Source organism: Flavobacterium faecale, from assembly GCF_048320115.1.
GTDB classification, from domain to species: Bacteria; Bacteroidota; Bacteroidia; order Flavobacteriales; family Flavobacteriaceae; genus Flavobacterium; species Flavobacterium faecale_A.
In genome coordinates this window covers 1,430,860-1,455,768 of sequence record NZ_CP182943.1, presented here as the reverse complement: position 1 = coordinate 1,455,768, position 24,909 = coordinate 1,430,860, and the positions used below count along the sequence as shown (strand labels likewise).

Below are 24,909 nucleotides of genomic sequence, written 5' to 3'. Positions count from 1 at the left end.
TGAAATCTTTTTCAACACAGATTTCACAGATTTATGGAGTGTCTAATTCGTTGCTTTTCTTTTGTTGATTCATCTTTGTTACAATGGCTTTCAACTGTGCGGCTCTTTCTCTTTTCTCATCTTGGACTTTTGCCTTTTTCCTATTGAGTAGTTTGGTATGCAAAGCCTTGTTTCTGGTGTTTTTTTGGGGTCCTTTAGCCATGGTTGTAATCGTATTTGATTATGAATGCAAAGTTAAAAAAAAGGAATTGAGTCCAGAAGCATTCAAATTAATTTAAACCCTCGACTATACTAAACTTAAATTCACTTCCTTTTCCCACTTCACTAGTAACCCAAATTTCACCACCATGTTTTTCAACAAAGTCCTTACACAGCATTAATCCTAATCCAGTACCTGTTTCGTCATTTGTTCCCAGACTGTGGTTTTTATGATTAATTGAAAACAAATTGGTTAACTTTTGAGGAGCAATTCCAATCCCATTATCCTTAATTAAAAAGACGACTTGGTTCTTTTCTCTTTGCATCGAAAGCAATACTTCCCCATTATTCTCCGTGAACTTTAAGGCATTGGTAATTAAATTTCGGAAAATGGTTTCCAGCATATTCTTATCAGCAACCACAAATTGATTTGGTTCTATTTCAGACCGAAGACTGATATTTTTACTTTTAGCAATATTCGCCAATAGGCTGATTGTTTTATCAGTGATTGTACTGATTTCAAAATTTACTGGACTAAATTCTAAACTTCCAGTTTGTGATTTTGCCCAAGTTAAAAGGTTTTCTAATAGTGAAAACGTATTCTTTGAAGATTGGTGAATCATCTGTATAAATTCATTAGATTCTTTTTGATCTAACTCATTATCATTCTCCAAAAGCAATTCCGACAAACCAATAATTCCGTTAAATGGACCTCTTAAATCGTGAGCAATAATGGAAAAAAATTTGTCTTTATCTTCTAATAATTTTTTGATTTGCAATTCTTTTTCCTCTTGCAGCAAAAGCAAATAACCTACACCGCTAATCATCATCATCATAAATATAATTAAAAAAATGATTTTTTGCGTGGCATCAATTGAATACAAAGTTGTTGAAGTCTTAAAGAGAGGATAAAACATCCTAAAAATTAAGACCACTAACAGTATGATATAATTAAATCCTAGAATTTTTTTAAACAAACTACTTCTTGCCTCTGTCAAAAATCGTAAAGCTGGAGTAATTAAGAGTAAAAAAATAATGAGTGATGCCAGTGAAACTCGAATATTGGTTCTCGACTCTACCCAAACTGCATAATAAAAACTCAATAAAGCAACAACAAACAGTATAGCTTGCCCGCGAAAATCCTTTTTAGTGCTACTCTTAACCAGCATCAGCATGGCAATCGACTCTAAAAAATAACTGGAAAAAATCAGCGTATTAGGAATAATTATGTTAACAGCATTGAAAGTGACGGTATCCGTCCTAAGAAAAAAAGACAACCATGCTAAAGTTTGAAAAATTTTAGAACAACCAAAAACCAATAAATGTTTTTGATTATCCTTACTAAAAAGTGCAAATCTAAACGTAAACACAAGGGCAGCTAAAGCTAAATTCCCCCAAAACAACAATCCCATTGTACTGCGAATATCCAATACAAATAATTTTGAAAATTGATCTAAAGTCTCCATATTCAACTACTGTCTTGTTTATTGGATGATACTATTTTTGGTAGATTTACAAAAATATATTTATTTTATTTTAATCCTAAAATTTTAAGAATAAGTTGTTGTTTTTTCAAGGTCAATCGATTGTTATTGGAAACCAAACAATTAAAAAGTAATCAAAATTCTACTTTTAATTTATCCTTTTTTTAATCAACAAAATTTTAAAAGAATTAAGAAAACAAGATTTGTCAAGAGACTGAATCGAAAAGGTATTTTGCGAGTAATTTATGATTCCAATTTAAAAACATACCCAACAACCTCTTTCAATTCCTCCATTTTTTGAGTGCCTACTAAAAGTTTTTTACCGTTTTTTAATTCTAGGGCAAGGCCTATGTTCCCTTTGATGTTGTAAACGGTTCCATATTTTGTAAACAGTCGAATCCCCCATCCACCCACAAAACCATAGTTTAACAGCTCCGCAGATTTTACGTCTTTCCATTCCACTACTCTCTTAACTAACGGAAAAAATTTTATTTGGATTTCGTTGGAATTGATTTCGGTTTTTAATGTAAAAAGCCAAAATAACAGTAGGATTCCAAGCGAACAAATGGCTAAAACAATCAACCCTTTATCAGACATGGGTTTGTCACCAAAAACTTCTCCTTGAATGATTTGTTGGTAAATTCCGTATACCGGAATAATTGCTATTACACTTAATATTAGCCAAAGCCACCATTGGGTAAATTTTTGTTCTTCTTGGAAAAGGGTTTTCATTTTTGGTAGTTTAGAAATGAATATCAAATATAGGGAATACTTGGAAACGAAATATGTTTAGATTCCCAAAACCCCTAGAGCCCCGATAGACGCAGCATCCTTTTCATGCTTTTTTTTGATAAGAAAAGATATAGCGTCCCGAAGCGTCGGGAGCGGGAAAGCGAAGATTCAACGGAGCTAAATAGGACCTAATAAAAAGTACTAAACTTTGAATTCTATTGCTTATTTTTGCACCCAATAAAATAGAAAAATGATACAGAATCCGAAAAGATATACCATTACTGCTGCTTTACCATATACGAACGGCCCTATTCATATTGGGCATTTAGCTGGAGTTTACGTTCCTGCTGATATTTATTCCCGTTATTTAAGAGCCCATAACAAAGACGTTTTGTTTGTGTGTGGAAGTGATGAGCACGGTGTGGCTATCTCGATGAAAGCTAAGAAAGAAGGCATCACGCCTCAAGAAGTAATTGACAAGTACGATGGGATTATCCGTAAATCATTTTCAGATTTTGGGGTTTCTTTTGACAATTACTCTAGAACTTCGGTTCAGATTCATCATGATACGGCTTCGGAATTTTTCAAGAAATTATACAACCAAGGTGATTTTATAGAAGAAGTAACCGAGCAATTGTATGATGCGAAAGCAGACCAGTTTTTAGCCGACCGTTTTGTGACTGGAACTTGCCCAAAATGTGGCAACGAAGAGGCCTATGGTGACCAATGTGAAAAATGTGGTTCTACCCTGAACGCTACGGATTTGATTAATCCAAAATCAACTATTACAGGAGAAACTCCCATCATGAAAGAAACGAAACACTGGTTTCTACCTTTGGATCGATACGATGCTTTCTTGAGAGAGTGGATAATTGAAGGACATAAAAACGATTGGAAACCGAATGTTTATGGTCAAGTAAAATCATGGATTGACGGCGGACTTGAACCTCGTGCCGTAACTCGTGACTTAGACTGGGGAATTGACGTTCCAGTGGAAGGGGCAGAAGGAAAAAAGCTATATGTGTGGTTTGACGCTCCTATTGGATACATTTCGTCATCTAAAGAATGGGCCGCTCGAGAAGGAAAAGATTGGGAACCTTATTGGAAAGATAAGGACACCAAAATGGTACATTTCATTGGAAAAGACAACATTGTATTTCACTGTGTGATTTTCCCAGCGATGCTGAAAGCCGAAGGAAGTTATATTTTACCAGACAATGTTCCTGCAAACGAGTTCTTGAACTTGGAAGGAAATAAATTATCAACGTCTAAAAACTGGGCGGTTTGGCTGCATGAATATTTGGAAGAATTTCCGGGACAACAAGATGTTTTACGTTATGCATTAACATCAAATGCTCCAGAAACCAAAGACAACGACTTTACTTGGAAAGATTTTCAAGCGAGAAATAATAATGAATTGGTGGCTATTTTTGGGAACTTCATCAACCGTGTGGTGGTGTTGACCAATAAATATTATAACGGAATTATACCTACACCAAATGATTTCAAAGAAGTAGATGAACAAACCTTGGCGGAATTAAAAGCCTATCCAGCGGTGATTTCGAGTTCTGTAGAAAGATACCGTTTTAGAGAAGCGTTGAGCGAATTGATGAACGTGGCTCGTTTAGGTAATAAATACCTTGCAGACGAAGAGCCATGGAAAATGGTGAAAGAAAATCCAGAACGGGTAAAAACACAAATGTATGTAGCGTTACAGATTGCTGCTGCTTTGAGTACACTGTGCGAACCGTTCTTGCCTTTTACTTCTCAAAAATTGAAACGTATTTTGAATATTTCGGAACCAGATGCTACTATCACTTGGGATACGGTTTCTGAAATATCTGATTTATTGGTAGCTGGACATCAAATAGGACAAGCTGAATTATTGTTTGCAAAAATCGAAGACGAAGAAATTCAAAAACAAATAGACAAATTGGAAGCTACAAAAACCGCTAACATCGCCGATAACAAAAAAGCAGAACCACAAAAAGAAACCATTCAGTTTGAGGATTTCGCCAAAATGGATATCCGCGTAGGAACAATTCTAGAAGCGGAGAAAATGCCAAAAGCAAACAAACTATTGGTTTTGAAAGTAGATACGGGAATAGATGTTCGTACGATTGTTTCGGGAATTGCAGAGAGTTTCAAACCCGAAGACATTATCGGGAAACGTGTGAGTGTTTTGGTAAACCTAGCACCAAGAGCGTTGCGTGGAGTTGAAAGTCAAGGAATGATTTTGATGGCAACCAATGCCGAAGGAAAATTGATTTTCATCAATCCTGATGCCGAAGGTGTTCCTAATGGAGACATGATTAGTTAAGAACTAAACCACTTTGGACTCAAAGTCCAAAGATTTGGTTTGCAGACTTAAAGTCTGCAAAATCACAGAGCGCATTTTTTAGAGGCTAAAAGCAAAATGCACTAAAGTACCTAATTTAACTATTCCAGAGACCCATAAAATCACTGATTACAAAGATTGCCACGAATTAATTTAGTGGCAATTTTTGTTTTTAAAAATATGAAAAATGATGAATGCCAAACCCAAAATAGCGTTAGCGATAGGAATACTCTGTATTTCTATCTTTCCTATTTTGGTTCGGCTGCAATTGACAACTGGGTTGATTTCGGCTTTTTACCGTATGTTCATAGCAGCAGTTTTATTATTACCATATATAATAGTCACCAAAAAATTTCAACTCCCAAATACAAAAAACATTCTTTTAGCTAGTCTTAGTGGCGTTGTCTTTGCAATTGACATTGCAATTTGGAATATTGCCATTCAACATTCCAGTGCGACACAAGCAACTTTATTGGCTAACTTATCACCAGTTTGGGTGGGCTTTGGATCTTTCTTGTTTTTAAAAAGCAAACCTGTTCTTAATTTTTGGATTGGCACTACCATAGCTCTTATAGGAATGGTAATCTTAGTAGGCTTTGAAGTTTTTAGTCAACTTCATTTTGACCTAGCCTTTACTTTTGCCCTTGTTTCAGGAATGCTATACGCTACCTATATATTAATGAGTAAAAAAATATTATCTCAAATGGAGGTATTTTCCTTTATGAGTATCGTTTTGGTTTCCTCAAGTTTATTTTTAGGATTGGTTTGTTGGGGAGCAAACGAATCTTTTAAAGGCTTTTCAAACACGGCTTGGTTTGTATTGTTTATTCAAGGCGCCATTTGTCAATTGACCGCTTGGTTACTGATTAGTTATGCCACTCAACATTTACGTGCCACAAGAGTTTCACTAAGTTTATTAGGACAGGCTGTACTAGCAACATTTTTAGCTTGGATTTTTTTGGACGAAAAAATGAGTGGGTTTAGGATTATTGGTGCTGTTTTTCTACTTTTAGGAATACGAATTACTTTTTACGACAAACCCATCTCGTATAAAAATTTAAAACACAAACCATGACTCTCAAAGTAATTGCTTTTGATGCTGACGACACCTTATTTGTAAACGAAACCTATTTTGCTGAAACTGAGGAGAAATTTTGCGCCTTAATGAGTGACTATCTTTCACACCAAAGCATTTCACAAGAATTGTTTCGTATTGAAATCGAAAACTTAAAAAGATACGGTTACGGAATTAAAGGATACATTCTTTCGATGATTGAAGCTGCCATGACCATATCAAACAACACCATTCCCATTGAAGTAGTTGAAAAAATCATCTTATACGGTAAAGAACTCTTTGACAAACCTATCGAATTACTCGATGGAGTTGAAGAAACTTTGGAGGCCTTGTATGGAAAATACAAATTAGTAGTAGCCACCAAAGGAGACTTATTAGACCAACGTAGAAAATTACACAATTCAGGACTTGGAAAATACTTCCATCATATTGAAGTGATGTCAGACAAACAACAAATTGATTATTTAGACTTGCTAAAGCGTTTGGAAATTCAGCCCAATGAATTTTTAATGATTGGGAATTCCCTTAAATCAGATGTACTCCCAGTACTCGAAATAGGAGGCCATGCTGTACACATTCCCTTTCATACAACCTGGGCACATGAAAAAATCGACCATAAAATAGTTCATAACAACTTTAAAAGCATAAAATCAATTAATGAAATTTTAAAAATAATAAGATAAAAACTACATTTAAGGCTTTAGTTTTAATCATTAATGGAAAATTTTTACTTTTTTGACACAACTGAAAAATAAAATTACTATTTTCAATACTATAAATTTTAGGATAAAATAATACAAAAATGATAATTCAACCCTTAAATAATTAAACCATTTTTACAAAAACCAGAATTATAGTACTAATCATATCTTTATTTTTAACTGCTTCCAAACATAGAATGGGAATTAAATAAAATTAAAATGTAATTTTGAAACTTTAAATTTAAAAAAAAAGGCTATTTTTATCAAAAAATTTAAAATCTATGAAAAGACTTATATTTACACTAGCATTTGCTTCAGCTGTATCTTCTGTAAGCGCACAAAATGACGTCAAGAATGACGCAACTCAAGACTATAATAAATGGTCTATTGAATTAGCAGGTGGTTTTAACAAACCATTAAACGACATCACTCCTGGGTATTCCTTTGGATTTGTATCTCCTTACACTGTTGATTTAGGAATAAGATACATGATTAACAATAAATTTGGTATCAAAGCTGATGTAGGTTACAACAACCTTTCAGAAAAAAATGACACTCCTGCTTTTGAATCAAGATACTACAGAGCAAACTTACAAGGGGTTGCTAACTTAGGACGTATCATGAATTTTGAAACTTGGACTAACAGCTTAGGTTTATTAGCTCATGGAGGTCTTGGTGCTGGACAAGTAAGAAGTGGAGACACTAAAAACAACGTACTTAATGCTATGGCAGGTTTAACTGCTCAAGTTAGATTATCTAACCGTTTTGCTTTAACTGCAGATGCAACTGGTATTGTTAACGCTAGACAAAACTTAAACTTTGATGTGAAATCAGGGGCAAATTACCCATTTGGTATTATGCTTAATACCACTGTAGGTCTTACTTACTACCTTGGAAAAAGCGAAAAACATGCTGATTGGATCGTTCTTAAAGACAAAGACGTTCTTTCTTTAGAAAAAAGAGTAGACGAACTTGAAACAATGAACAACGATACAGACAGAGATGGTGTAGTTGATTACTTAGATGCTGAACCAAACACTATGTCAGGTGTAATGGTTGACTCTAGAGGTCGTGCTATTGACTTGAACAAAAACGGTATTCCTGATGAGATCGAGAAATACATTGACAGTAAATACAAAACATCAACTGCTACTCCATCAGATAGTGAAACTATCAAAAACTTAGTAAATGGTGGATATGTTAGTGTTTTCTTTGACTTCAACAAAACAACACCAACAGAAGAATCTACTGATGCTATTTCATACGTATTGGCATATTTAAGAAACAATCCTTCTGCTTCAGTAGACATTATTGGTCATGCTGATGAAATCGGTGGAACTCAATACAATAACAAACTATCTGCTGCAAGAGCTAACAATGTGAAACAAACTTTGTTGAAATCAAACGTTGCTGCTTCAAGATTAAATGTAATTGCTTCTGGTGAAGACACTTCAGTAGATAAATCTTCTGCTGATGCAAGAAAACTAGTAAGAAGAGTTACTTTCAAAATAAAATAATCTTATTACCTATTTTCAAAAGCTCCAAAGAAATTCTTTGGAGCTTTTTTTGTTTTAAATTGATCCAAATTCCAAATATCCTTAAAATCCTAGTTTAGGTTTTTTTTGTAACTTTACAAGAAAGACTACGCTATGCTATCCAAAAATATTGAAACCGCGCTAAATAAACAGGTTCGAATTGAAGCTGAATCCTCTCAAATTTATCTTTCAATGGCATCTTGGGCAGAGACTCATGGACTAGAAGGTATTTCTAAATTCATGTATGCCCAGTCAGATGAAGAACGTATGCACATGCTTAAAATTGTAAAATACATTAACGAAAGAGGCGGACATGCTCAAGTTTCTGAATTGAAAGCCCCCAAAACCACTTATGATACTTTTCAGGAAATGTTTCAAGAATTATACAATCATGAAGTATTTGTTTCGGAATCCATAAATGAATTAGTACATCTTAGTTTTTTAGAAAAAGACTATGCTACCCACAACTTCTTACAATGGTATGTAGCAGAACAAGTAGAAGAAGAATCACAAGCCAAAACCATATTAGACAAAATCAACCTTATCGGCGATGATAAAGGAGGACTGTATTTATTTGACAGAGACATTCAGCAAATAAATAACAACGGCACTATTATCTAAATACCTGTTTAACTTCATCTTTCATCCAATAGAATCCACTCTGGCTTTGACTTTTAAATTTTTACAAATTGGGCAATAAAGACAAAAAAAAAGAAAAGAAAAAGGACAAAAAAAAATCCTTAGAAAACGGTAAAAAAGAAAAAGACCGTAAGGATAAATGTTGTGAGAAATACAAAAAAGGAGAACACAAACGCTGTAAAAAATGTCCTAGATTTGATTTAGAATAAAAAATCCCAGTTCGCAAAACAATTTGCCAACTAGGATTTCCTTTAAAAGTATCAATCACTATTTCCCTAACATCAATAGCTCAGAAACTACTACCTCTGTAATATATCGTTTCTCTCCGTTTTTATCATCATAAGTACGATGAGTAAGCTTTCCTTCAACTACAATCTCTTTGCCTTTTGTGACATACTTTTCAATAATTTCGGCGGTTTTTCCCCAAGCTACTACTTTATGCCATTGGGTATCTTCTACTTTTTCTCCTTTGTCATTTTTGTAGCTTTCATTTGTGGCTAATGTAAACTGAGCCAGTTTTTTACCCCCATCAAAATTTTTGATTTCTGGGTCATTTCCTAAGTGTCCAATTAACTGTACTTTGTTTCTTAATGCATTCATGGCGTATAAATTTAAATGTTTCAATCCGAACTCGTTTCAGATTCTTTTGTTGGTATATCATTTTGTCGAAAGAAGCGTTGTTTGTTTTCGACATTGCAAAGATGCGACAGCCCCCAAAAATTATTCGGTTGTCATTCAATTACTTTCGGTTGTAAATATTTGTAACCGTTTGTAAACGGATAACTTTTTTTCGTAACTTAGCGAAAACCAAAACATTTTTATGCAAGCAGAAATCAATAAAGTTGAATTACGAAATTTAAAAATAGCAGACTATAAAGAGTTAAAAAAGTCCATGATGCAGTCTTATCCCGAAATGGCTGATAATTATTGGGACGAATCTGAAGTCAAAAAATTGCTCAAAATATTCCCCGAAGGACAATTGGTTATACTTGTCGACGGCATCGTAGTAGGTTCTGCCCTATCATTGATTGTTCCAGAAGATTTAGTAGAAAAAAACCATGATTATGCTAAAATAACTGGCAATTATACTTTTTCAACACATACCTACAAAGGGGAGGTTTTGTATGGTATAGATGTTTTTGTAGACCCCAAATACCGTGGATTGCGATTGGGACGCCGTATGTATGATGCTCGAAAAGAAATATGCGAGCAACTCAATTTAAAATCAATTGTGTTTGCTGGTAGAATCCCAAACTACGGAAAATATGCCACAGAATTAACACCAAAAGCCTATATCGATAAAGTAAAAAGAAAAGAAATTCACGACCCAGTCCTTTCTTTTCAATTGAGCAATGATTTTCACGTGATGCGAATCATGAAAAATTATTTGGAAGGCGATAGAAAATCCAAAGAATTTGCCGTTTTACTAGAATGGAACAACATCTATTATGATGATAGTCCTAAAATAATTAATCTTGAAAAAAGCGTTATCCGTTTAGGATTAATCCAGTGGCAGATGCGTCCACTGAAAGATCTAGAAGCCTTATTCGAACAATCTGAATTTTTTATCGATGCAGTTTCTGGTTATGGAAGTGACTTTGCCGTATTTCCCGAACTATTTATAGCTCCCTTGATGGCAGATTACAATCACTTATCTGAAGCCGATGCCATTAGAGAACTAGCTAAATATGCAGAACCAATTAGAAAGCGTTTTCTAGAGTTAGCCATTGCATACAACATCAATATCATTACGGGCAGTATGCCACATCTGATTGATGGTGTTTTATACAACTGCGGATTTCTATGTAGGCGAGACGGTTCTTACGATACTTACACCAAAATTCATATTACTCCAAACGAAGTCTTTCATTGGGGAATCACGGGTGGCGACACCATTCAAACCTTTGATACGGATTGCGGTAAAATTGGAATTATGATTTGCTATGATGTCGAATTTCCTGAATTATCACGATTGATGGCTGACCAAGGCATGCATATCTTATTTGTCCCTTTCTTAACAGATACACAAAACGGCTATACTCGTGTCAAACACTGTGCGCAAGCTAGAGCCATTGAAAACGAATGTTATGTAGCCATTGCAGGTTGTGTAGGGAATTTACCTAAGGTAAACAACATGGACATACAATACGCACAAACGGCGGTATTTACCCCATCAGATTTTGCTTTTCCAAGTAATGGAATCAAAGCAGAAACGACACCAAATACTGAAATGACTTTAATTGTCGATGTAGATTTAGATTTACTGAAAGAACTACACGAACACGGAAGTGTTAAAATACTAAAAGACCGTCGTCATGATTTATACCAAATAAAAAAAGTAAAAAAGTAGCCTATGAAAGCTTGTTTAGAATGTGGTGAAAAAATCATTGGACGGGAGGACAAAAAATTTTGTAGTGACGGTTGTCGAAATGCGTACAACAATAAAATCAACAAGGACAGCAACAATTATATGCGTAACATCAACAATAGGCTGCGCAAAAACTACCGAATCTTATCAAGTTTAAACACCGAAGGAAAGTCTAAAACAACTAAAACAAAGTTGTTGAGTCTAGGGTTTGATTTTGATTTTTTTACTAATATTTTGAAAACCAAAACTGGAAACACCTACTATTTTTTATATGACCAAGGCTATATGCTTCTAGAAAATGATTTTTATATGCTTGTTAAAAAAGACATCTAATCCCACAACTGCGCATCATGATCAAAAAATACGCCTCACTAATTACACTGATACTCCTATTTTTAGTTATAGGAATGAGTTATTTTACCATGATGCCACAATGGGGCAGTACGGCAGATGTTCCTTTAAATGAATTTTCAACCAATAGAGCTTTTAAACAGGTTCAAGCTATTTCGAAAAAACCTCATTATGTAGGCTCAAAAAATCATGAAGTAGTTGCCCAACACCTTCAAAAAGAATTACATAAACTAGGACTTGAAACAAGCATACAAGAAGGCTATACCCTAACTGATTGGGGAAACTTAGTTTATTCTAAAAACATTCTAGCCCGAATTAAAGGAACCAAAACCACCAAAGCCTTACTCCTACTCTCTCATTACGATAGCGCTCCACATTCTGCTTCCTATGGCGCTAGCGACGCAGGTTCAGGAGTGGCAACTATTTTAGAAAGTGTTCGTGCTTTTTTACATTCGAAAAAGCCACACCAAAATGATATCATTATCCTTTTTTCGGATGCGGAGGAATTGGGATTAAACGGTGCTGCATTGTTTGTCACACAACACCAATGGGCCAAAGAAATTGGATTGGCACTCAACTTTGAAGCTAGAGGAACTTCAGGTCCGAGTTATATGTTGATGGAAACCAATAACGGAAATGCAGGTTTAGTCAATGAATTTGCCAATGCTGCCGCACCTTATGCTGTATCTAATTCGTTGATGTACAGCATATATAAAATGCTCCCTAACGACACTGACCTCACCGTATTTAGAAAAGAAGGAAATATTCAAGGCTTTAATTTTGCGTTTATTGACGGACATTATAATTATCATACTGCTCAAGATGATAGTAAACATTTGGACAAAAAAACCTTAGCGCATCAAGGTTCTTACCTATTGCCATTATTAAATTATTTTTCAAATGCCAATCTGAACAGAACACAATCACTAGAGGATGAAGTTTATTTCACAGTCCCCTTTGCCTTTATTCACTATCCCTTTGAATGGGTAAAAACGATGTTATTTATCGCTATTGGCTTGTTTTTCATTCTAGTTTTCATAGGACTTGCTAAACGCATTTTGGATTTCAAAACCATTGCCAAAGGCTTCATTCCATTTATCGCTAGTTTTGTTTTCGCTGGCTTGGTAACTTTCTTTGGGTGGAAAACTTTGCTTTCCATTTACCCACAGTACAACGACTTGCTCAATGGTTTTACATATAACGGTCATGATTATATAGCGGCTTTTGTGTTTTTAACATTGTCCATCTGCATGACCTTTTACCTGTTTTTTTCAGCTAAAAAAGTAACCGTAAGTAATTCGGTCGCACCTTTATTTTTCTGGTTATTGATTAATGGAGGAATTGCTTATTACCTACAAGGTGCTGGATTTTTAATCCTCCCTGTATATTGTGGACTAATTATTTTCGCCTATTTTATCATAAGTCAACACCACAATCGCTGGTTAAATTTTATCATGAGCTTACCTGCCCTTCTAATTATTACCCCATTTATTTATATGTTCCCAATCGGTTTAGGACTCAAAATACTATTTGGAAGTGCCATTTTAACTGTTTTATTATTTGGTTTACTATTGCCGCTCTTTGGACCGTTCCCTAAAAAAGGACTTTGGGCATTGCTTTTCTTTCTCATTTCAATTGTTTTTTTTACAAAAGCACATTATCATTCAGGATATGAAAAAGGAGAAGCCAAATCCAACAGCCTAGTTTACATATATGACGCAGATAATGAAACCGCTTTTTGGCTAACTTATGATAAAAATCTAGACGATTGGACCAGAACTGTCCTAGGAAGCAATCCTAAAAAAGCGGATTTAGAAAATGACATCCCATTGTTTAGCAAATACGGGAGTTCTTTTACTTATGCTACTGAAACAGCTACAAAACCTATCCCCAAAGCTACAATTCAGTTTTTAAAAGACAGTTTAGCGGGGAATTTACATTTTCTAAAAATCAGAATCACGCCTAATCGCCTTGTCAATCGTTATGATATTTTTGCCAATGAAAAAATGGATTTTTACCATTTCAAAGCCAATGGAGTAGCACAATTGGATCAAACCGGAAATAAAATGAATCGCAATGGTAAGAAAATTTTAAGCTATTATGTGGTAAATAATCAGCCGCTAGAAATGGATTTTGTACTCAATAGAGCCACTACTTTTGACATGCAATTATTGGAAAGTTCTTTCGACTTATTAGAAAATCCGTTGTTTAATATCCAGCCCAGAGCCAATTGGATGATACCCACACCATTTGTATTAACAGATGCAGTTTGTGTAAAACAAACCATAAAGCCTACTGCTATTAGTCCAAAAAACGCTATGGAGATCAATTTATTTCAAAAAGAGGTCGTACCTTTAGTTAAGGATAGCTTAGAAGCTCCTCAATAATTTTGTGTTATTGCTTATGGTAAATTTGGGAAGTCATGAAGAATATTTCAAAAATTGCAATTTTCATTTGGACTGTTATTTTGTGCAGTTCCTGTGAACCAAATCCCACCAAAGAAAACGGAGTTTTAAAGGGCAAAATTTCCATTGGCCCTATCTGTCCAGTAGAAACAATCCCACCCAATCCTGCTTGCTTACCCACTCAAGAAACGTACAAATATTGGGCAGTTTATGTGTGGACATTGGATAAAAAAGAAAAAATTGCACAATTGCAACCAGAGCTTGATGGTAATTATTCTCTCCAACTAGCTGTTGGGCGTTACATACTAGACCTTGACGATCAACATAGATTTGGCAAAAATCTACCCGCCTCAATTATCATAAAAAATAATGAAACTACTATTTTTGACGTCAATATTGATACAGGAATACGTTAAGCTCCCTTTAACTATTGTATCTATCTTTTAGAAATATATTTAGGACTATTTCGACCAACTTGACCACTACACTAACCCATGATAATTAACTTTTTAAATCAAAAAGAAAACCCTATCTTTCAAAATCATATTTATTGATTATGAAGGACTTAAATAATTTGAATAAAAAAACCAAAGCTGCCGCTATTTTAATATTAGTCACCATTTTGCTTTTGATAAGTAATTATTTTATTGGACGAAATTCCCAAAAAACCAACGAAACTATCAAAGCCATTTACAATGACCGACTCATGGTGAGTCATTATATTTTTCAATACAACAATGCGATTCACCAAATAAAAGCAGAGTCGGTTCCAATTAATTCCCATCCTGAAAGACAAAAAGAGGTAACCAATCACCTTCAAAGCATAAGTAGTCTTCATCCAAAATACCTGTCTACCGTTTTAACTCCAGAAGAGAAACAGCAATTTAAAAAATTCCAAACTCAGTGCACCGAAATAAAAATTCACAACCAGAATAAAGACTGGGGGAAAATCATACAATTAAGTCAGCAAAGTTTAAATACCCTAAAAATATTGGCTCAAATTCAAATTGATGAGGGAAAAACAGAACTTACCACCGCCAACACGCTGCACTCTGGAAATCAAATTTTCGCTCAATTTGAAATTGGTTTGTTTATAATTCTAGCATGTCTCTCTTTTTATCTGTTGATTTTAAAAAAGATGAAAGTCAAAATCAAAATTCCAGAAGGCCCTAGTTTGAATTAAAATTCTATTAAAAAATCATTCCTCAATCCCAAAAGTCGGATAATTATGTGGAAATTTGCAATCTGAAATAATTCAAGGCAAAATGACACAAATAAGTATTTTAGGTTGCGGATGGTTAGGGTTTCCTTTGGCGAAAGCCTTAGTAAAAGATGGTTTTCAAATAAAAGGATCGACTACCTCTACTGATAAAAAAGAACTACTCGAAAACGCTGGTATTACACACTTTTCATTTGCTCTAGAAACAGATACGGTTTCAGATATTATTCTTGATTTTTTAGCAGGAAGCGAAATTCTAATCATTGCTATCCCACCTAAATTAAGAGGAAAAAACAAAGATTACTCAGATGCCAATAAAAATTCATTTGTCAAAAAGATCGAGAACCTGTTACCTTATATCGAAAAATCAACCGTTGAGAAACTTATTTTTATTAGTTCAACAGCTATCTATGGTGAAGTTAACGCCACAATAACGGAAGATTCGATTCCAAATCCAGTTACCGAAAGCGGCAAACAATTACTGCAAATAGAAAATTTATTAATGGATAACAATCAAATTAAAACTACGATTTTACGTTTTGGAGGTTTGATAGGACCCGATAGAAATCCCGCTCGTTTTTTGGCTGGCAAAGAAAATGTAGCCAATCCTGATGCTCCCGTCAATTTAATTCACTTAGACGATTGCATTGGAATTATTCAAAAAATCCTAGACAAAAAAGCTTGGAACGATCACTTTAATGCTGCCGCTCCACACCATCCTTCCAGAAAGGAATATTATACCCAGAAAGCATTGGAACAAGAACTAGTCCCACCTACTTTCAACAAAACGGCTCCGTCTATTGGGAAGACTATAGAATCGGAAAAATTAATAAACCAACTGAAATATACTTTTACCCAACTCGATTTATAGTGATTGCAAATTTTAAAAAAGGATTTTCTAATAGAATAAACAATATAGGCTTACCGATATTAGCGTTGGTATGGGTTGGTTTTTTCTGGGGTACTACTTGGATTGCCTCCAAAGAAGGTGTCCGTTACATCCCTGGAATCCAAATGGCCGCTATTAGACAATTTCTAGCTGGTTTTCTATACATTGCTTATTTTTTAACAACCAAATCTCCTTGGCCGAAAGGCAAACAATGGAACACCATCATTATCCTTGCCATTCTCAATTTTACGCTAAGTAATGGTTTGAGTACGGCGGGCGTGAAATACATCAGCAGTGGCCTGGGCGCTATCATTGCTGCCATCTTCCCTATTTGGATTGTAATCATCTCCTTTTTTCAAGGCGAAAAAATGGCAAAATTGGCTGTAACAGGATTATTAATAAGTTTTGGAGGTATTTGCATTATTTTCTATGAACATTTGGGCGATTTTTTAATCCCTGATTTTAGATTAGGAATCCTTTTATCAGTTTTAGCTACGATTACTTGGGCTTTTGGAACACTCTACACAAAGAAAAAAGCTGCCACTTATAATCCGTATTTTAGTTTGGGTTTCCAAATGTTTATTTCTAGTATCTTGTTATTTGCCTATAATGGCATGACAGGAAGCGCTATTGACTGGGTGGCTATTCCTGCTAATACTTGGTATGCTATTGCTTATTTAGTCGTTATTGGGTCATTAGTCACTTTTACCATCTTTGTGTATATGTTGCAACATCTTCCGCCCGAAATGAGTAGTTTGTATGCCTATATGAACCCTATTGTAGCTGTCCTTTTAGGTTCGGTGATTTTTGATGAAACCTTGACCATCTCCATAGCATTAGGAGGAGCTGTAACACTTGTTGGGCTTTATTTAGTCAATAAATCATTAAGAGACAGTCGTAAAAAAACGAATATTTTAATCAAATAAAGATTCTCAATCATTGGCACGAAGGCTCAAAGACCCGAATCATAGCTTACCCTTTCTGACTTAGAATAATAGTGGTTTTATACTGATAACAATATTAATTATTTAAGAGAAAAATCTTGTTTATTTTGCCCGATTTATAGCAATGTAACTTAAAAATTATAATTTGTATAACAACTTTATCAAAACTGCTTTTGTATTTTTGTAAAAAAAATTATGCCCTCTTTTTTTCAAAAATACCGCACTTTCATTGGAGTTTTTATTGTTTTTTCAGTTATAACTTTATACTTGTTCTACGGGGCTTTGAAGCCTAAAAAAACCTTACCTATCTACAATCCTGCAGATGTAAACCCAGAATTAGTAGATAGTACTGTACAATATGTGAGTAAGTACCATACGATTGCTGATTTTTCTTTTCTCAATCAAAATGGGGATACCATCACTCAAAAAGACTACGAAGGCAAAATTTATGTGGCCGACTTTTTCTTCACTACCTGTGGTTCTATCTGCCCTAGAATGACCAAAAACTTATTTGAAGTTCAAAAAGCCATTCTAGACAATCCAAAAGTAAAATTACTATCGCACACCGTTTTTCCAGAAACTGATAGTGTTCCCGTTTTAAAAAAATACGCCATAAAATACGGGGTTAAAGACGCCAAATGGAATCTTGTAACGGGTTCTAAAAAAGATATTTACACCATGGCACGCAAATCCTATCTTGCGGTAAAAATGGGGAAACCTAGTGAATTGCTAGACATGGTTCATACTGAAAATTTTGTTTTGGTAGATGAAAAACGCCGCATTCGTGGTTTTTATGATGGTACCAAAGCAGAAGATATTCAGCGATTGATTCAAGATATTAACTTTTTGAGCGGTCAGGAGGAAGAATAAAAAATAGATTTGGCTAACTATCACGAGTCTATACCCTAAAAAATGACAAATATCATTTGTATTCGTTTTATAATATGTATTTTTGCAATCTTAATTCAATCTAAATAAGACTTGCGTACCACGATCAATTCTCTCAAAAAAGGCGAAAAAGCCATTATCAAAGACTTTGATATTGATGTTATTCCGTTAAAACTACTCGAAATGGGCTGTTTACCTGGCAATGCTGTAGAGTTATTGCAAATTGCTCCTTTTGGTGACCCCTTGTATTTAGACATTAATGGGTCTCATTTGGCTATTCGTGTGGAAACTGCTGCTGAAATTGAAGTTGAATTAGTCCAAATCAAGCTTTAAAAAATGATTAACGAGAATATCAATGTTGCCTTAATAGGAAACCCCAATGTGGGCAAAACTTCGGTTTTTAACCAATTGACCGGTTTGAACCAACAAGTGGGGAATTATCCTGGAATTACGGTTGAAAAAAAGATTGGTTTTTGTAAATTACCTAATAACATCAAAGCTAATATTCTCGATTTACCTGGAACTTACAGCCTTAATGCTAGCTCCATTGACGAGAATGTAGTTATTGAATTACTACTAAATAAAAACGACAAACTATATCCTGACGTTGCCCTAGTGGTAACTGATGTTGAAAATTTAAAACGAAACTTACTCCTTTTTACCCAAATCAAAGACCTCGAAATTCCGACCATTCTTGTCATTAATATGGCAGACCGAATGGAGCAAAAAGGAATTACATTAGATATTCCATTTCTGGAAGAACAGTTAAAAACTAAAATCGCCTTAGTTAGTTCCCGCAGAGGTTTTGGTATTACCGAATTAAAAAAATTAATCACCACATATAAAACCATTTCAAGCGAACCTTGTTTGAATGCTTCTGTGATTGACCCAGAATATTTTGACAGCTTACGCAAGGCCTTTCCTCAGCAATTGCTTTACAAATTATGGCTGGTGATTACCCAAGATGTGAATTTCTTGAACTTAGAACGTAAGGAAATCCAAAGTTCGTTTACTAAATCTCATTCGGATTTGAAGCGTTTGCAACAAAAAGAAACCATCAAAAGATACCAATTCATCAATGATGTATTGAAAGAAGGCTTAAAGGTTGATATCGCCATTGCAAAGGACTTTCGCAGTAAACTGGATCGTGTTTTGACTCATAAAGTTTGGGGATACGCGATATTCTTTGCCATTTTATTTATTATTTTCCAATCTATTTTTGAATGGTCCAAAATTCCAATGGATTTTATTGATGCCTCTTTTGCATCTTTAAGTTCATGGGCAGCGACAAACTTGCCTGAAGGTGTGTTTACCAATTTACTAGCCGAAGGAATTATTCCAGGAATAGGCGGAATTTTAATTTTTATCCCTCAAATTGCTTTTCTATTTCTATTTATTTCCATCTTAGAAGAAAGTGGTTATATGAGCCGAGTAGTTTTTTTAATGGACAAAATCATGCGCAAATTTGGTTTATCAGGTAAAAGCGTGGTGCCTTTAATATCTGGAACGGCCTGTGCCATTCCTGCTATCATGGCGACTCGAAATATTGAAAACTGGAAGGAACGATTGATTACAATTCTAGTAACACCTTTCACAACCTGTTCAGCCCGATTACCCGTTTACGCCATCATTATTGCTTTAGTAATTCCTGACGATTATGTACTTGGATTTCTAAATTTACAGGGACTAACCTTAATGCTTTTGTATTTATTAGGATTTGGAATGGCAATATTTTCTGCACATATTTTGAACAAAATCATGAAAATTCAAGGCAAAACCTTTTTCGTGGTAGAGATGCCTAATTACAAATTACCCATGTTCAAAAACGTAGCTATTAATGTAGTTGAAAAAACAAAAGCCTTTGTATTTGGAGCTGGTAAAATTATCTTGGCTATTTCCATTGTACTATGGTTTTTAGCTTCCTATGGACCAGGTGCCAACTTCAATAACGCAGATCGCATTTTGCGTTCCAAAACAGAGAATATTCAACTTAACGAAACGGCTATAAATAACAAAATAGCAGCTTACAAATTAGAGAATTCCTATATTGGTATCATGGGAAAAACCATTGAGCCTGCTATTTCACCATTAGGTTACGACTGGAAAATTGGAATCGCTATTATCAGTTCCTTTGCTGCAAGAGAAGTTTTTGTAGGCACCTTAGCAACTATTTACAGTGTAGGAGGATCAGACAATGAGGACACCATCAAAAATAAAATGGCTGCTGAAGTCCATCCAATCACCGGGAATAAAATTTTTAATTTCGCTTCAGGAATATCATTATTACTATTTTATGCCTTTGCCATGCAATGCGCCAGTACCGTTGCCATTACTCGTAAGGAAACCAATTCATGGAAATGGCCTTTAGGACAATTAATCTTTATGAGTGCCTTTGCTTATATAGTAGCGCTAATTGCTTTTCAACTTATAAAATAATCCGCTATGCAAGAATTTTTAGCTTTCGCAGCACTAGCATTTGCCGTTGCTTTTTTAATCAAGAAGTTTTTTTGGAAAAAGAAAAAAACTAAAAAAAACTGTGGCTCTGATGATGATTGTGGTTGTCATTAAAAATGTTTGATTCACAACAGATATAATTCGTTTGAATTCTCTGAAATTTAATTTCAAATCATCTCAACTTTGGTAGTTTTACCAAATAAAAGACCTAAATAAAAAACCGCAAAAACGAACCATCCGATTCATTTTTGCGGTTTCTTCTTTTTTTAATAGAATTTCTTAATTCACAAAAAGCGCTTTTTGATTCTGCAATTCAATTACTTTCTGACGTTGTGATTCAATTTCACTAGTTTTCATTTCCATCATTTTAATATTGTCCTCGATTTCAAGTTCTTTTTTTGCCACCAAATCCTTTGCTTTTTGAATATCTTTGGAAGCTCTTTCATTTTCTTTGACTAAATCTTTTTTATCATCTTCAAGTCTTTCTAAAATCTTATTTTCATCTTTTAGGATTTCGTTCATTCTTAATTCAGACGCTCTTAAACCTATTCGTTTGACAAGATCAGAAGCATAAGCAAACTTTTCAGGACTAAAGGCATTATCCAAGAAAATGCCACCCAGATTAAAGAATGCAGTGTATTTATAACCGTTATCCCCTTTTTCAATCAATTGATGGATATCAACTGTATTAACACTAATTTCTTTGATTAAAGCATTATCAATATAGGTTTCGTCAGTACGTTTGATTTTTCTAATTTTCCCTTTAAAAGGCTTGGTAACCTCCTTAATAGCATCTTCAAGATGTTCATCAGACACATTAGGAATAAATATTTCAATACCCGGTTGCATACCCTTACTCATGTTTTGAGAAACCGCAATTGTAACTAAATCCTGAGCATATCCCACCGAAATTGCAAAAAGAGCAAAAAGCATAAATTTAACTTTCATAATAATTATTTTTTAGATGTTTGTAATAAACAATTTACAAAAAATACAAGTAAAATCCTAATTTAATTTAACAAAAATATTACTAGCGATTTTATTAGAAATATTCAAAACATTACCATCAACATTGATTTTAACTGAAAGATCAAATTCTTCTTTTTCAATAAATTCTATTTGCGAACCTAAAGATATTTCTTGTTTGTCTAAATATTTTAAAAATTCTGATGAAGTATCTTTAACTCCTACACAAATAGCTATTTGCCCCATAGTCAATTCAGACAACAATTGCTTTTCTATTTTTTGAATTTGTCCATTAGCATCGGGAATAGGGTCACCGTGAGGATCTTCAGTAGGATTTCCTAAAAAATTATCAAGCTTGTTAATTAACTTCTCTGATTTGATATGTTCCAGTTGTTCCGCAATATCATGAACCTCATCCCATGAAAAATCAAGTTTTTCAACTAAAAAGACCTCCCATAGTCGGTGTTTTCGAACAATCATCTTGGCTGCCAAGCCTCCTTTTATAGTTAAGGAAACGCCTTGGTATCTTTTGTAGTTTACCAAGTCTTTTTCGGCCAGTTTTTTTATCATATCGGTAACAGATGAAGCTTTGGTTTCCATTGTTTCAGCAATGGCATTGGTGCTCACATCAGTATTGGTGCTACTGGTTAAATGATAAATGGCTTTGAGGTAGTTTTCTTCTGAATGCGTCATTTTTATAAGAGGTGCTAAGATGCCAAGGTTCTGAGTGACTAGGCAAGAAAATCGAAATATTCTTAGAGCCTTAGTTACTCAGAACCTCAGTATCTATTTTTTAACAATCAACAAAGGTATCGAAATTTTGTGACGCAGTTTATCTACAGTTGTCCCTAAAATTAAATCTTTGAAACCAGTATGTCCATGTGTTCCCATTACAAGGATGTCAAAATCTCCTTTATCAATTAGTAGAGGAATGGTTTTGTCTGGTGTCCCAAAACCGAGTTGGATGCTAACTTTAAAGCCTTTGTCAATTAGCATTTCTTGGTATTGGATTAATAATTTCTCATCGATGGAAGTTTCGTGGTCATCGGCATCATCACCATAAATAAGTGCCCCAACCGTTTCAACGACGTGAATTAAAGTGTAGTTAGCAGCTGTCCCTCCGAGTTCAAAGGCGCTATTCAAGGCAACTTCATCGGCAGTCGTAAAGTCAACTGCTACGGCAATATCTTTTTTCGAATAGATGGCCGCTTTTGAAAATTGTAATTTCAAATGGTGAGGCGAATGGTTGTGAATGTTGGTTTTGGATTTGGTTACAAAAGGTTTAAAAACAATGTATAACAATAAAATTAAAAAACTAATGGCTAATGGTACTACCGTAAGCCATAATACTGTAGGGTTTTCGGAGGTTTCTAGCCATCCTTTGATTTCATCATAAACTAATTTTGCATTCAAAGTGACAATGATAGTTGCTACAATCCAAGAAGCGATTTGTGTCAGTTTTCCAATATGAAATCCTTTCATCTTGGTTTTGTCACTCACAAAATGAATTAACGGAATAATGGCAAATCCCAGTTGTAAACTCAATATCACCTGACTCAAAATCAATAATTTTCCAGTGACACTTTCGCCAAAAATGGTAATAACGATAACAGCGGGTACAATTGCAATTAAGCGGGTAATAATTCTGCGAACCCATGGTTGTATTCTTAGGTTTAGATAGCCCTCCATAACGATTTGTCCAGCCAATGTACCCGTAATGGTGGAACTTTGTCCAGCGGCAATTAAGGCTACTGCAAATAAAATAGGAGCCCATTTTGTCCCTAATAATGGTTGTAGAAAGCGATGAGCATCTTGAATTTCGGCTACTTCATACATGCCTACTTTATAGAATGTGGCTGCTGCCAATATTAAAATTGCAGCATTGACAAAGAAAGCCAAGTTTAACGCAATAGTCGAATCGATTAAATTGTATTTTAAGGCTTGTTTGATTCCAGCTTTGGAACGATCAAATTTTCGTGTTTGTACCAAAGAAGAATGAAGATACAAATTGTGTGGCATCACTGTTGCTCCAATGATACCTATAGCGATATATAGGGCCGTTTCATTTGGCATCGTTGGGATAAGTCCTAGAACAACATCTCCAATGACTGGCTGTGCAAAAATCATCTCAAAAATAAAGGAAACGCCTATGACTGCTACCAAAGTGATTATAAAAGCCTCCATTTTTCGGATGCCTTTATTGATTAAAAACAATAATAAGAAGGTGTCCAAAACCGTAATCATCACCCCTTCTATTAGCGGAATATCAAATAATAAGTTGATACCGATAGCCATACCCAATACTTCGGCAAGGTCGCAGGCTGCGATGGCGATTTCGGCTAAAAAGTAAAGAATATAATTGATAAAAGGCGAGTAGGTCTCCCGTGAGGCTTGTGCCAAATCGCGCTGGGTAACAATTCCTAGTCGTGCACTTAAACTTTGAAGAAGTAAGGCCATGATATTACTCATCAACAATACCCAAAGCAAGGCATATCCAAATTGACTACCTCCAGCAATATCTGTCGCCCAGTTTCCTGGATCCATATAACCGACGCTAATTAAATAGGCCGGGCCAAAAAAGGCAACTATTTTTTTGAAAACTGATTTTTTATTTTGAGTAGTAACCGATTCGTGTACTTCTTCTAATGATTTGCTCATTTTTAGTGGTTTGAGGCAAATATATAGAAAAATCACAGTAATCAAAATATTTTTTTAGCCAAGACTAAATTAGATACACGCTGGACACAATCCAGATAATGTAAAGTTTACTTCCTTCACTAAATAATTTGGAGGAACTGTATAAGTAGGCTGAACCGAATCCAAGCAAACTACCGAATGGCATTTTTCACAACTAAAATGCACATGATTGTGAATATGATGCTCTTCATCAAGATGATGATGATGACAGGCTGCGTATTTTACAGTTCCTTCTGGAGTAGCAATTTTATGAATCATATCTTCGGTAACCAAACGGTCTAAAATTCTATAAATGGTTACTCTATCACATAATTCTTGATTGGCTTTATGAATTTCGGCATGGGACAAGGCTACAGCTGACTGACTAATCAATTCTAAAATAGCGGCCTTAGCGAGTGTGTTACGGGATTTTTTCATTATAAAATAAATTTTAACGCAACAATGTTGCAGTTGTAAATAGAATTCATACATTTGCAACATAATTGCATAAAGCAAAGATAGAAGAAAAGGAATGAAAAAGAAAGGCGTCATCTTACATGTGCTACTCACTCTGATACTATTGTTCCCGATAGCATTTCAAGTAGTACATATTTATGAGCATCATTCTGAACAAAATAAAAAGCAACTAGAACTAGTATCCAATTCAAACTCTGGCAATCAAATAATAGCTAACGATACGCTGTCTGAAGATTGTTTCGTATGCGATTATACCTTCATCGTTCAATCTTTAGCAACTCTTTTTAGCTATAGCTTCTCTTACGATTGCGCTGTTGTTGCTACATTATTACTTTACATCCCCACCGCCGTTGTCTTTTACTGCGGTAGCCTATTTTCTCTTCGGGCACCGCCAGTATTGTAATTCTTTAATTGTATTTAGAAAATTTAACAAACACTACTATACACACCGTTCTCTCTTTTGCAAAAAAATGACTAAAACAAGGTGGAGTTATAGCATCATCGTGTTTTTGTTAGACTACAAATACATCCTCTTGTTTACAAGAATCAAAATCAATCGTCTTTACTAAA

26 protein-coding genes are annotated in these 24,909 nt (G+C 34.7%); 18 read left to right on the top strand and 8 right to left on the bottom strand.

The features are described from left to right. Positions 1-31 precede the first annotated feature (31 nt). From ACNH59_RS06180 to ACNH59_RS06170, 3 genes are all read right to left on the bottom strand, one after another. Entirely contained in the window at positions 32-202 is a 171-nt protein-coding gene (locus ACNH59_RS06180; protein WP_418264558.1) for a hypothetical protein, read from the bottom strand. 67 nt (positions 203-269) lie between these two features. Continuing rightward, entirely contained in the window at positions 270-1,664 is a 1,395-nt protein-coding gene (locus ACNH59_RS06175) for a sensor histidine kinase (protein WP_418264557.1), read from the bottom strand. A gap of 261 nt (positions 1,665-1,925) precedes the next feature. Further along, positions 1,926-2,414, bottom strand: a complete 489-nt coding sequence (locus ACNH59_RS06170) for a hypothetical protein (RefSeq protein WP_418264556.1) — start codon at positions 2,412-2,414, stop codon at positions 1,926-1,928. A gap of 250 nt (positions 2,415-2,664) precedes the next feature. Between ACNH59_RS06170 and metG the strand changes: the two genes are divergently transcribed. The 6 genes from metG (at position 2,665) to ACNH59_RS06140 (ending at position 8,911) form a co-directional block, all read left to right on the top strand. Further along, a complete protein-coding gene (gene metG, locus ACNH59_RS06165; protein WP_418264555.1) occupies positions 2,665-4,734 on the top strand; it encodes a methionine--tRNA ligase in 2,070 nt (689 codons plus the stop codon). A 205-nt stretch (positions 4,735-4,939) separates the two neighbouring features. Next, positions 4,940-5,827, top strand: coding sequence for a DMT family transporter (locus ACNH59_RS06160; RefSeq protein WP_418264554.1), 888 nt, complete (start codon positions 4,940-4,942; stop codon positions 5,825-5,827). Further along, positions 5,824-6,510 carry an HAD family hydrolase gene (locus tag ACNH59_RS06155; RefSeq protein WP_418264553.1) on the top strand — a complete coding sequence of 229 codons (687 nt, stop codon included), beginning with the start codon at positions 5,824-5,826 and terminating at the stop codon, positions 6,508-6,510. Before ACNH59_RS06160 ends, ACNH59_RS06155 begins: the two co-directional genes overlap by 4 nt. Before the next feature lie 299 nt (positions 6,511-6,809). Beyond that, complete coding sequence (locus ACNH59_RS06150) at positions 6,810-8,045, top strand: OmpA family protein (protein ID WP_418264552.1); 1,236 nt, start codon at positions 6,810-6,812, stop codon at positions 8,043-8,045. Between the two features lie 132 nt (positions 8,046-8,177). After that, positions 8,178-8,684, top strand: coding sequence for a ferritin (locus tag ACNH59_RS06145; protein ID WP_418264551.1), 507 nt, complete (start codon positions 8,178-8,180; stop codon positions 8,682-8,684). 68 nt (positions 8,685-8,752) lie between these two features. Next, positions 8,753-8,911 carry a hypothetical protein gene (locus ACNH59_RS06140; protein WP_418264550.1) on the top strand — a complete coding sequence of 53 codons (159 nt, stop codon included), beginning with the start codon at positions 8,753-8,755 and terminating at the stop codon, positions 8,909-8,911. 58 nt (positions 8,912-8,969) lie between these two features. On the opposite strand, the gene ACNH59_RS06135 is transcribed toward ACNH59_RS06140, so the two are convergent. Next, positions 8,970-9,302, bottom strand: a complete 333-nt coding sequence (locus ACNH59_RS06135) for a single-stranded DNA-binding protein (protein ID WP_418264549.1) — start codon at positions 9,300-9,302, stop codon at positions 8,970-8,972. Positions 9,303-9,522: 220 nt separating this feature from the next. Between ACNH59_RS06135 and ACNH59_RS06130 the strand changes: the two genes are divergently transcribed. The 11 genes from ACNH59_RS06130 to ACNH59_RS06080 all read left to right on the top strand — a co-directional run bounded on the left by ACNH59_RS06130 (position 9,523) and on the right by ACNH59_RS06080 (position 20,334). Then, the gene (locus ACNH59_RS06130) at positions 9,523-11,052 is read left to right on the top strand and encodes a GNAT family N-acetyltransferase (RefSeq protein ID WP_418264548.1); all 1,530 of its coding nucleotides are present in this window, start codon (positions 9,523-9,525) and stop codon (positions 11,050-11,052) included. Positions 11,053-11,055: 3 nt separating this feature from the next. Further along, complete coding sequence (locus ACNH59_RS06125; protein ID WP_418264547.1) at positions 11,056-11,403, top strand: hypothetical protein; 348 nt, start codon at positions 11,056-11,058, stop codon at positions 11,401-11,403. A 17-nt stretch (positions 11,404-11,420) separates the two neighbouring features. Further along, entirely contained in the window at positions 11,421-13,808 is a 2,388-nt protein-coding gene (locus tag ACNH59_RS06120; protein ID WP_418264546.1) for a M28 family peptidase, read from the top strand. A 35-nt stretch (positions 13,809-13,843) separates the two neighbouring features. Further along, positions 13,844-14,242 (top strand): hypothetical protein, encoded by a 399-nt coding sequence (locus ACNH59_RS06115; RefSeq protein WP_418264545.1) that lies wholly within the window; start codon positions 13,844-13,846, stop codon positions 14,240-14,242. Positions 14,243-14,382: 140 nt separating this feature from the next. Continuing rightward, positions 14,383-15,009: an MCP four helix bundle domain-containing protein gene (locus ACNH59_RS06110; protein ID WP_418264544.1), complete on the top strand. Its 627-nt coding sequence runs from the start codon at positions 14,383-14,385 to the stop codon at positions 15,007-15,009. An 82-nt stretch (positions 15,010-15,091) separates the two neighbouring features. Next, a complete protein-coding gene (locus ACNH59_RS06105) occupies positions 15,092-15,916 on the top strand; it encodes an SDR family oxidoreductase (protein WP_418264543.1) in 825 nt (274 codons plus the stop codon). After that, positions 15,916-16,860, top strand: a complete 945-nt coding sequence (locus ACNH59_RS06100; RefSeq protein WP_418264542.1) for a DMT family transporter — start codon at positions 15,916-15,918, stop codon at positions 16,858-16,860. The genes ACNH59_RS06105 and ACNH59_RS06100 overlap by 1 nt, the downstream gene beginning before the upstream one ends. Before the next feature lie 213 nt (positions 16,861-17,073). After that, complete coding sequence (locus ACNH59_RS06095) at positions 17,074-17,748, top strand: SCO family protein (RefSeq protein ID WP_418264541.1); 675 nt, start codon at positions 17,074-17,076, stop codon at positions 17,746-17,748. 111 nt (positions 17,749-17,859) lie between these two features. Continuing rightward, positions 17,860-18,099, top strand: coding sequence for a FeoA family protein (locus tag ACNH59_RS06090; RefSeq protein WP_418264540.1), 240 nt, complete (start codon positions 17,860-17,862; stop codon positions 18,097-18,099). A gap of 3 nt (positions 18,100-18,102) precedes the next feature. Then, entirely contained in the window at positions 18,103-20,202 is a 2,100-nt protein-coding gene (gene feoB / locus ACNH59_RS06085) for a ferrous iron transport protein B (protein ID WP_418264539.1), read from the top strand. Positions 20,203-20,208: 6 nt separating this feature from the next. Next, positions 20,209-20,334, top strand: coding sequence for a FeoB-associated Cys-rich membrane protein (locus ACNH59_RS06080; protein ID WP_418264538.1), 126 nt, complete (start codon positions 20,209-20,211; stop codon positions 20,332-20,334). 165 nt (positions 20,335-20,499) lie between these two features. Here the strand turns inward: ACNH59_RS06080 and ACNH59_RS06075 are convergent, their stop codons facing one another. The 4 genes from ACNH59_RS06075 to ACNH59_RS06060 form a co-directional block, all read right to left on the bottom strand. Continuing rightward, a complete protein-coding gene (locus ACNH59_RS06075; RefSeq protein WP_418264537.1) occupies positions 20,500-21,168 on the bottom strand; it encodes a hypothetical protein in 669 nt (222 codons plus the stop codon). 57 nt (positions 21,169-21,225) lie between these two features. Then, positions 21,226-21,879 carry a metal-dependent transcriptional regulator gene (locus ACNH59_RS06070; RefSeq protein WP_418264536.1) on the bottom strand — a complete coding sequence of 218 codons (654 nt, stop codon included), beginning with the start codon at positions 21,877-21,879 and terminating at the stop codon, positions 21,226-21,228. A 93-nt stretch (positions 21,880-21,972) separates the two neighbouring features. Then, complete coding sequence (locus tag ACNH59_RS06065) at positions 21,973-23,844, bottom strand: Nramp family divalent metal transporter (RefSeq protein WP_418264535.1); 1,872 nt, start codon at positions 23,842-23,844, stop codon at positions 21,973-21,975. A 69-nt stretch (positions 23,845-23,913) separates the two neighbouring features. Beyond that, positions 23,914-24,300, bottom strand: a complete 387-nt coding sequence (locus ACNH59_RS06060) for a Fur family transcriptional regulator (protein WP_418264534.1) — start codon at positions 24,298-24,300, stop codon at positions 23,914-23,916. Positions 24,301-24,394: 94 nt separating this feature from the next. Here ACNH59_RS06060 and ACNH59_RS06055 point away from each other — a divergent pair, with 94 nt between their 5' ends. Beyond that, entirely contained in the window at positions 24,395-24,742 is a 348-nt protein-coding gene (locus ACNH59_RS06055) for a hypothetical protein (RefSeq protein ID WP_418264533.1), read from the top strand. Positions 24,743-24,909: the final 167 nt, after the last annotated feature.

What these genes read in the sequence shown, in the direction of transcription:
- ACNH59_RS06105 (WP_418264543.1), top strand. Translation starts at nt 15,092, where the DNA reads ATGACACAAATAAGTATTTTAGGTTGCGGATGGTTAGGGTTTCCTTTG.
- ACNH59_RS06070 (WP_418264536.1), bottom strand. Translation starts at nt 21,879, where the DNA reads ATGACGCATTCAGAAGAAAACTACCTCAAAGCCATTTATCATTTAACC.
- ACNH59_RS06180 (WP_418264558.1), bottom strand. Translation starts at nt 202, where the DNA reads ATGGCTAAAGGACCCCAAAAAAACACCAGAAACAAGGCTTTGCATACC.
- feoB (WP_418264539.1), top strand. Translation starts at nt 18,103, where the DNA reads ATGATTAACGAGAATATCAATGTTGCCTTAATAGGAAACCCCAATGTG.
- ACNH59_RS06115 (WP_418264545.1), top strand. Translation starts at nt 13,844, where the DNA reads ATGAAGAATATTTCAAAAATTGCAATTTTCATTTGGACTGTTATTTTG.
- ACNH59_RS06160 (WP_418264554.1), top strand. Translation starts at nt 4,940, where the DNA reads ATGATGAATGCCAAACCCAAAATAGCGTTAGCGATAGGAATACTCTGT.
- ACNH59_RS06110 (WP_418264544.1), top strand. Translation starts at nt 14,383, where the DNA reads ATGAAGGACTTAAATAATTTGAATAAAAAAACCAAAGCTGCCGCTATT.
- ACNH59_RS06145 (WP_418264551.1), top strand. Translation starts at nt 8,178, where the DNA reads ATGCTATCCAAAAATATTGAAACCGCGCTAAATAAACAGGTTCGAATT.
- ACNH59_RS06155 (WP_418264553.1), top strand. Translation starts at nt 5,824, where the DNA reads ATGACTCTCAAAGTAATTGCTTTTGATGCTGACGACACCTTATTTGTA.
- ACNH59_RS06175 (WP_418264557.1), bottom strand. Translation starts at nt 1,664, where the DNA reads ATGGAGACTTTAGATCAATTTTCAAAATTATTTGTATTGGATATTCGC.
- ACNH59_RS06065 (WP_418264535.1), bottom strand. Translation starts at nt 23,844, where the DNA reads ATGAGCAAATCATTAGAAGAAGTACACGAATCGGTTACTACTCAAAAT.
- ACNH59_RS06125 (WP_418264547.1), top strand. Translation starts at nt 11,056, where the DNA reads ATGAAAGCTTGTTTAGAATGTGGTGAAAAAATCATTGGACGGGAGGAC.
- ACNH59_RS06120 (WP_418264546.1), top strand. Translation starts at nt 11,421, where the DNA reads ATGATCAAAAAATACGCCTCACTAATTACACTGATACTCCTATTTTTA.
- ACNH59_RS06130 (WP_418264548.1), top strand. Translation starts at nt 9,523, where the DNA reads ATGCAAGCAGAAATCAATAAAGTTGAATTACGAAATTTAAAAATAGCA.
- ACNH59_RS06075 (WP_418264537.1), bottom strand. Translation starts at nt 21,168, where the DNA reads ATGAAAGTTAAATTTATGCTTTTTGCTCTTTTTGCAATTTCGGTGGGA.
- ACNH59_RS06080 (WP_418264538.1), top strand. Translation starts at nt 20,209, where the DNA reads ATGCAAGAATTTTTAGCTTTCGCAGCACTAGCATTTGCCGTTGCTTTT.
- ACNH59_RS06060 (WP_418264534.1), bottom strand. Translation starts at nt 24,300, where the DNA reads ATGAAAAAATCCCGTAACACACTCGCTAAGGCCGCTATTTTAGAATTG.
- ACNH59_RS06170 (WP_418264556.1), bottom strand. Translation starts at nt 2,414, where the DNA reads ATGAAAACCCTTTTCCAAGAAGAACAAAAATTTACCCAATGGTGGCTT.
- ACNH59_RS06135 (WP_418264549.1), bottom strand. Translation starts at nt 9,302, where the DNA reads ATGAATGCATTAAGAAACAAAGTACAGTTAATTGGACACTTAGGAAAT.
- ACNH59_RS06150 (WP_418264552.1), top strand. Translation starts at nt 6,810, where the DNA reads ATGAAAAGACTTATATTTACACTAGCATTTGCTTCAGCTGTATCTTCT.
- ACNH59_RS06055 (WP_418264533.1), top strand. Translation starts at nt 24,395, where the DNA reads ATGAAAAAGAAAGGCGTCATCTTACATGTGCTACTCACTCTGATACTA.
- ACNH59_RS06095 (WP_418264541.1), top strand. Translation starts at nt 17,074, where the DNA reads ATGCCCTCTTTTTTTCAAAAATACCGCACTTTCATTGGAGTTTTTATT.
- metG (WP_418264555.1), top strand. Translation starts at nt 2,665, where the DNA reads ATGATACAGAATCCGAAAAGATATACCATTACTGCTGCTTTACCATAT.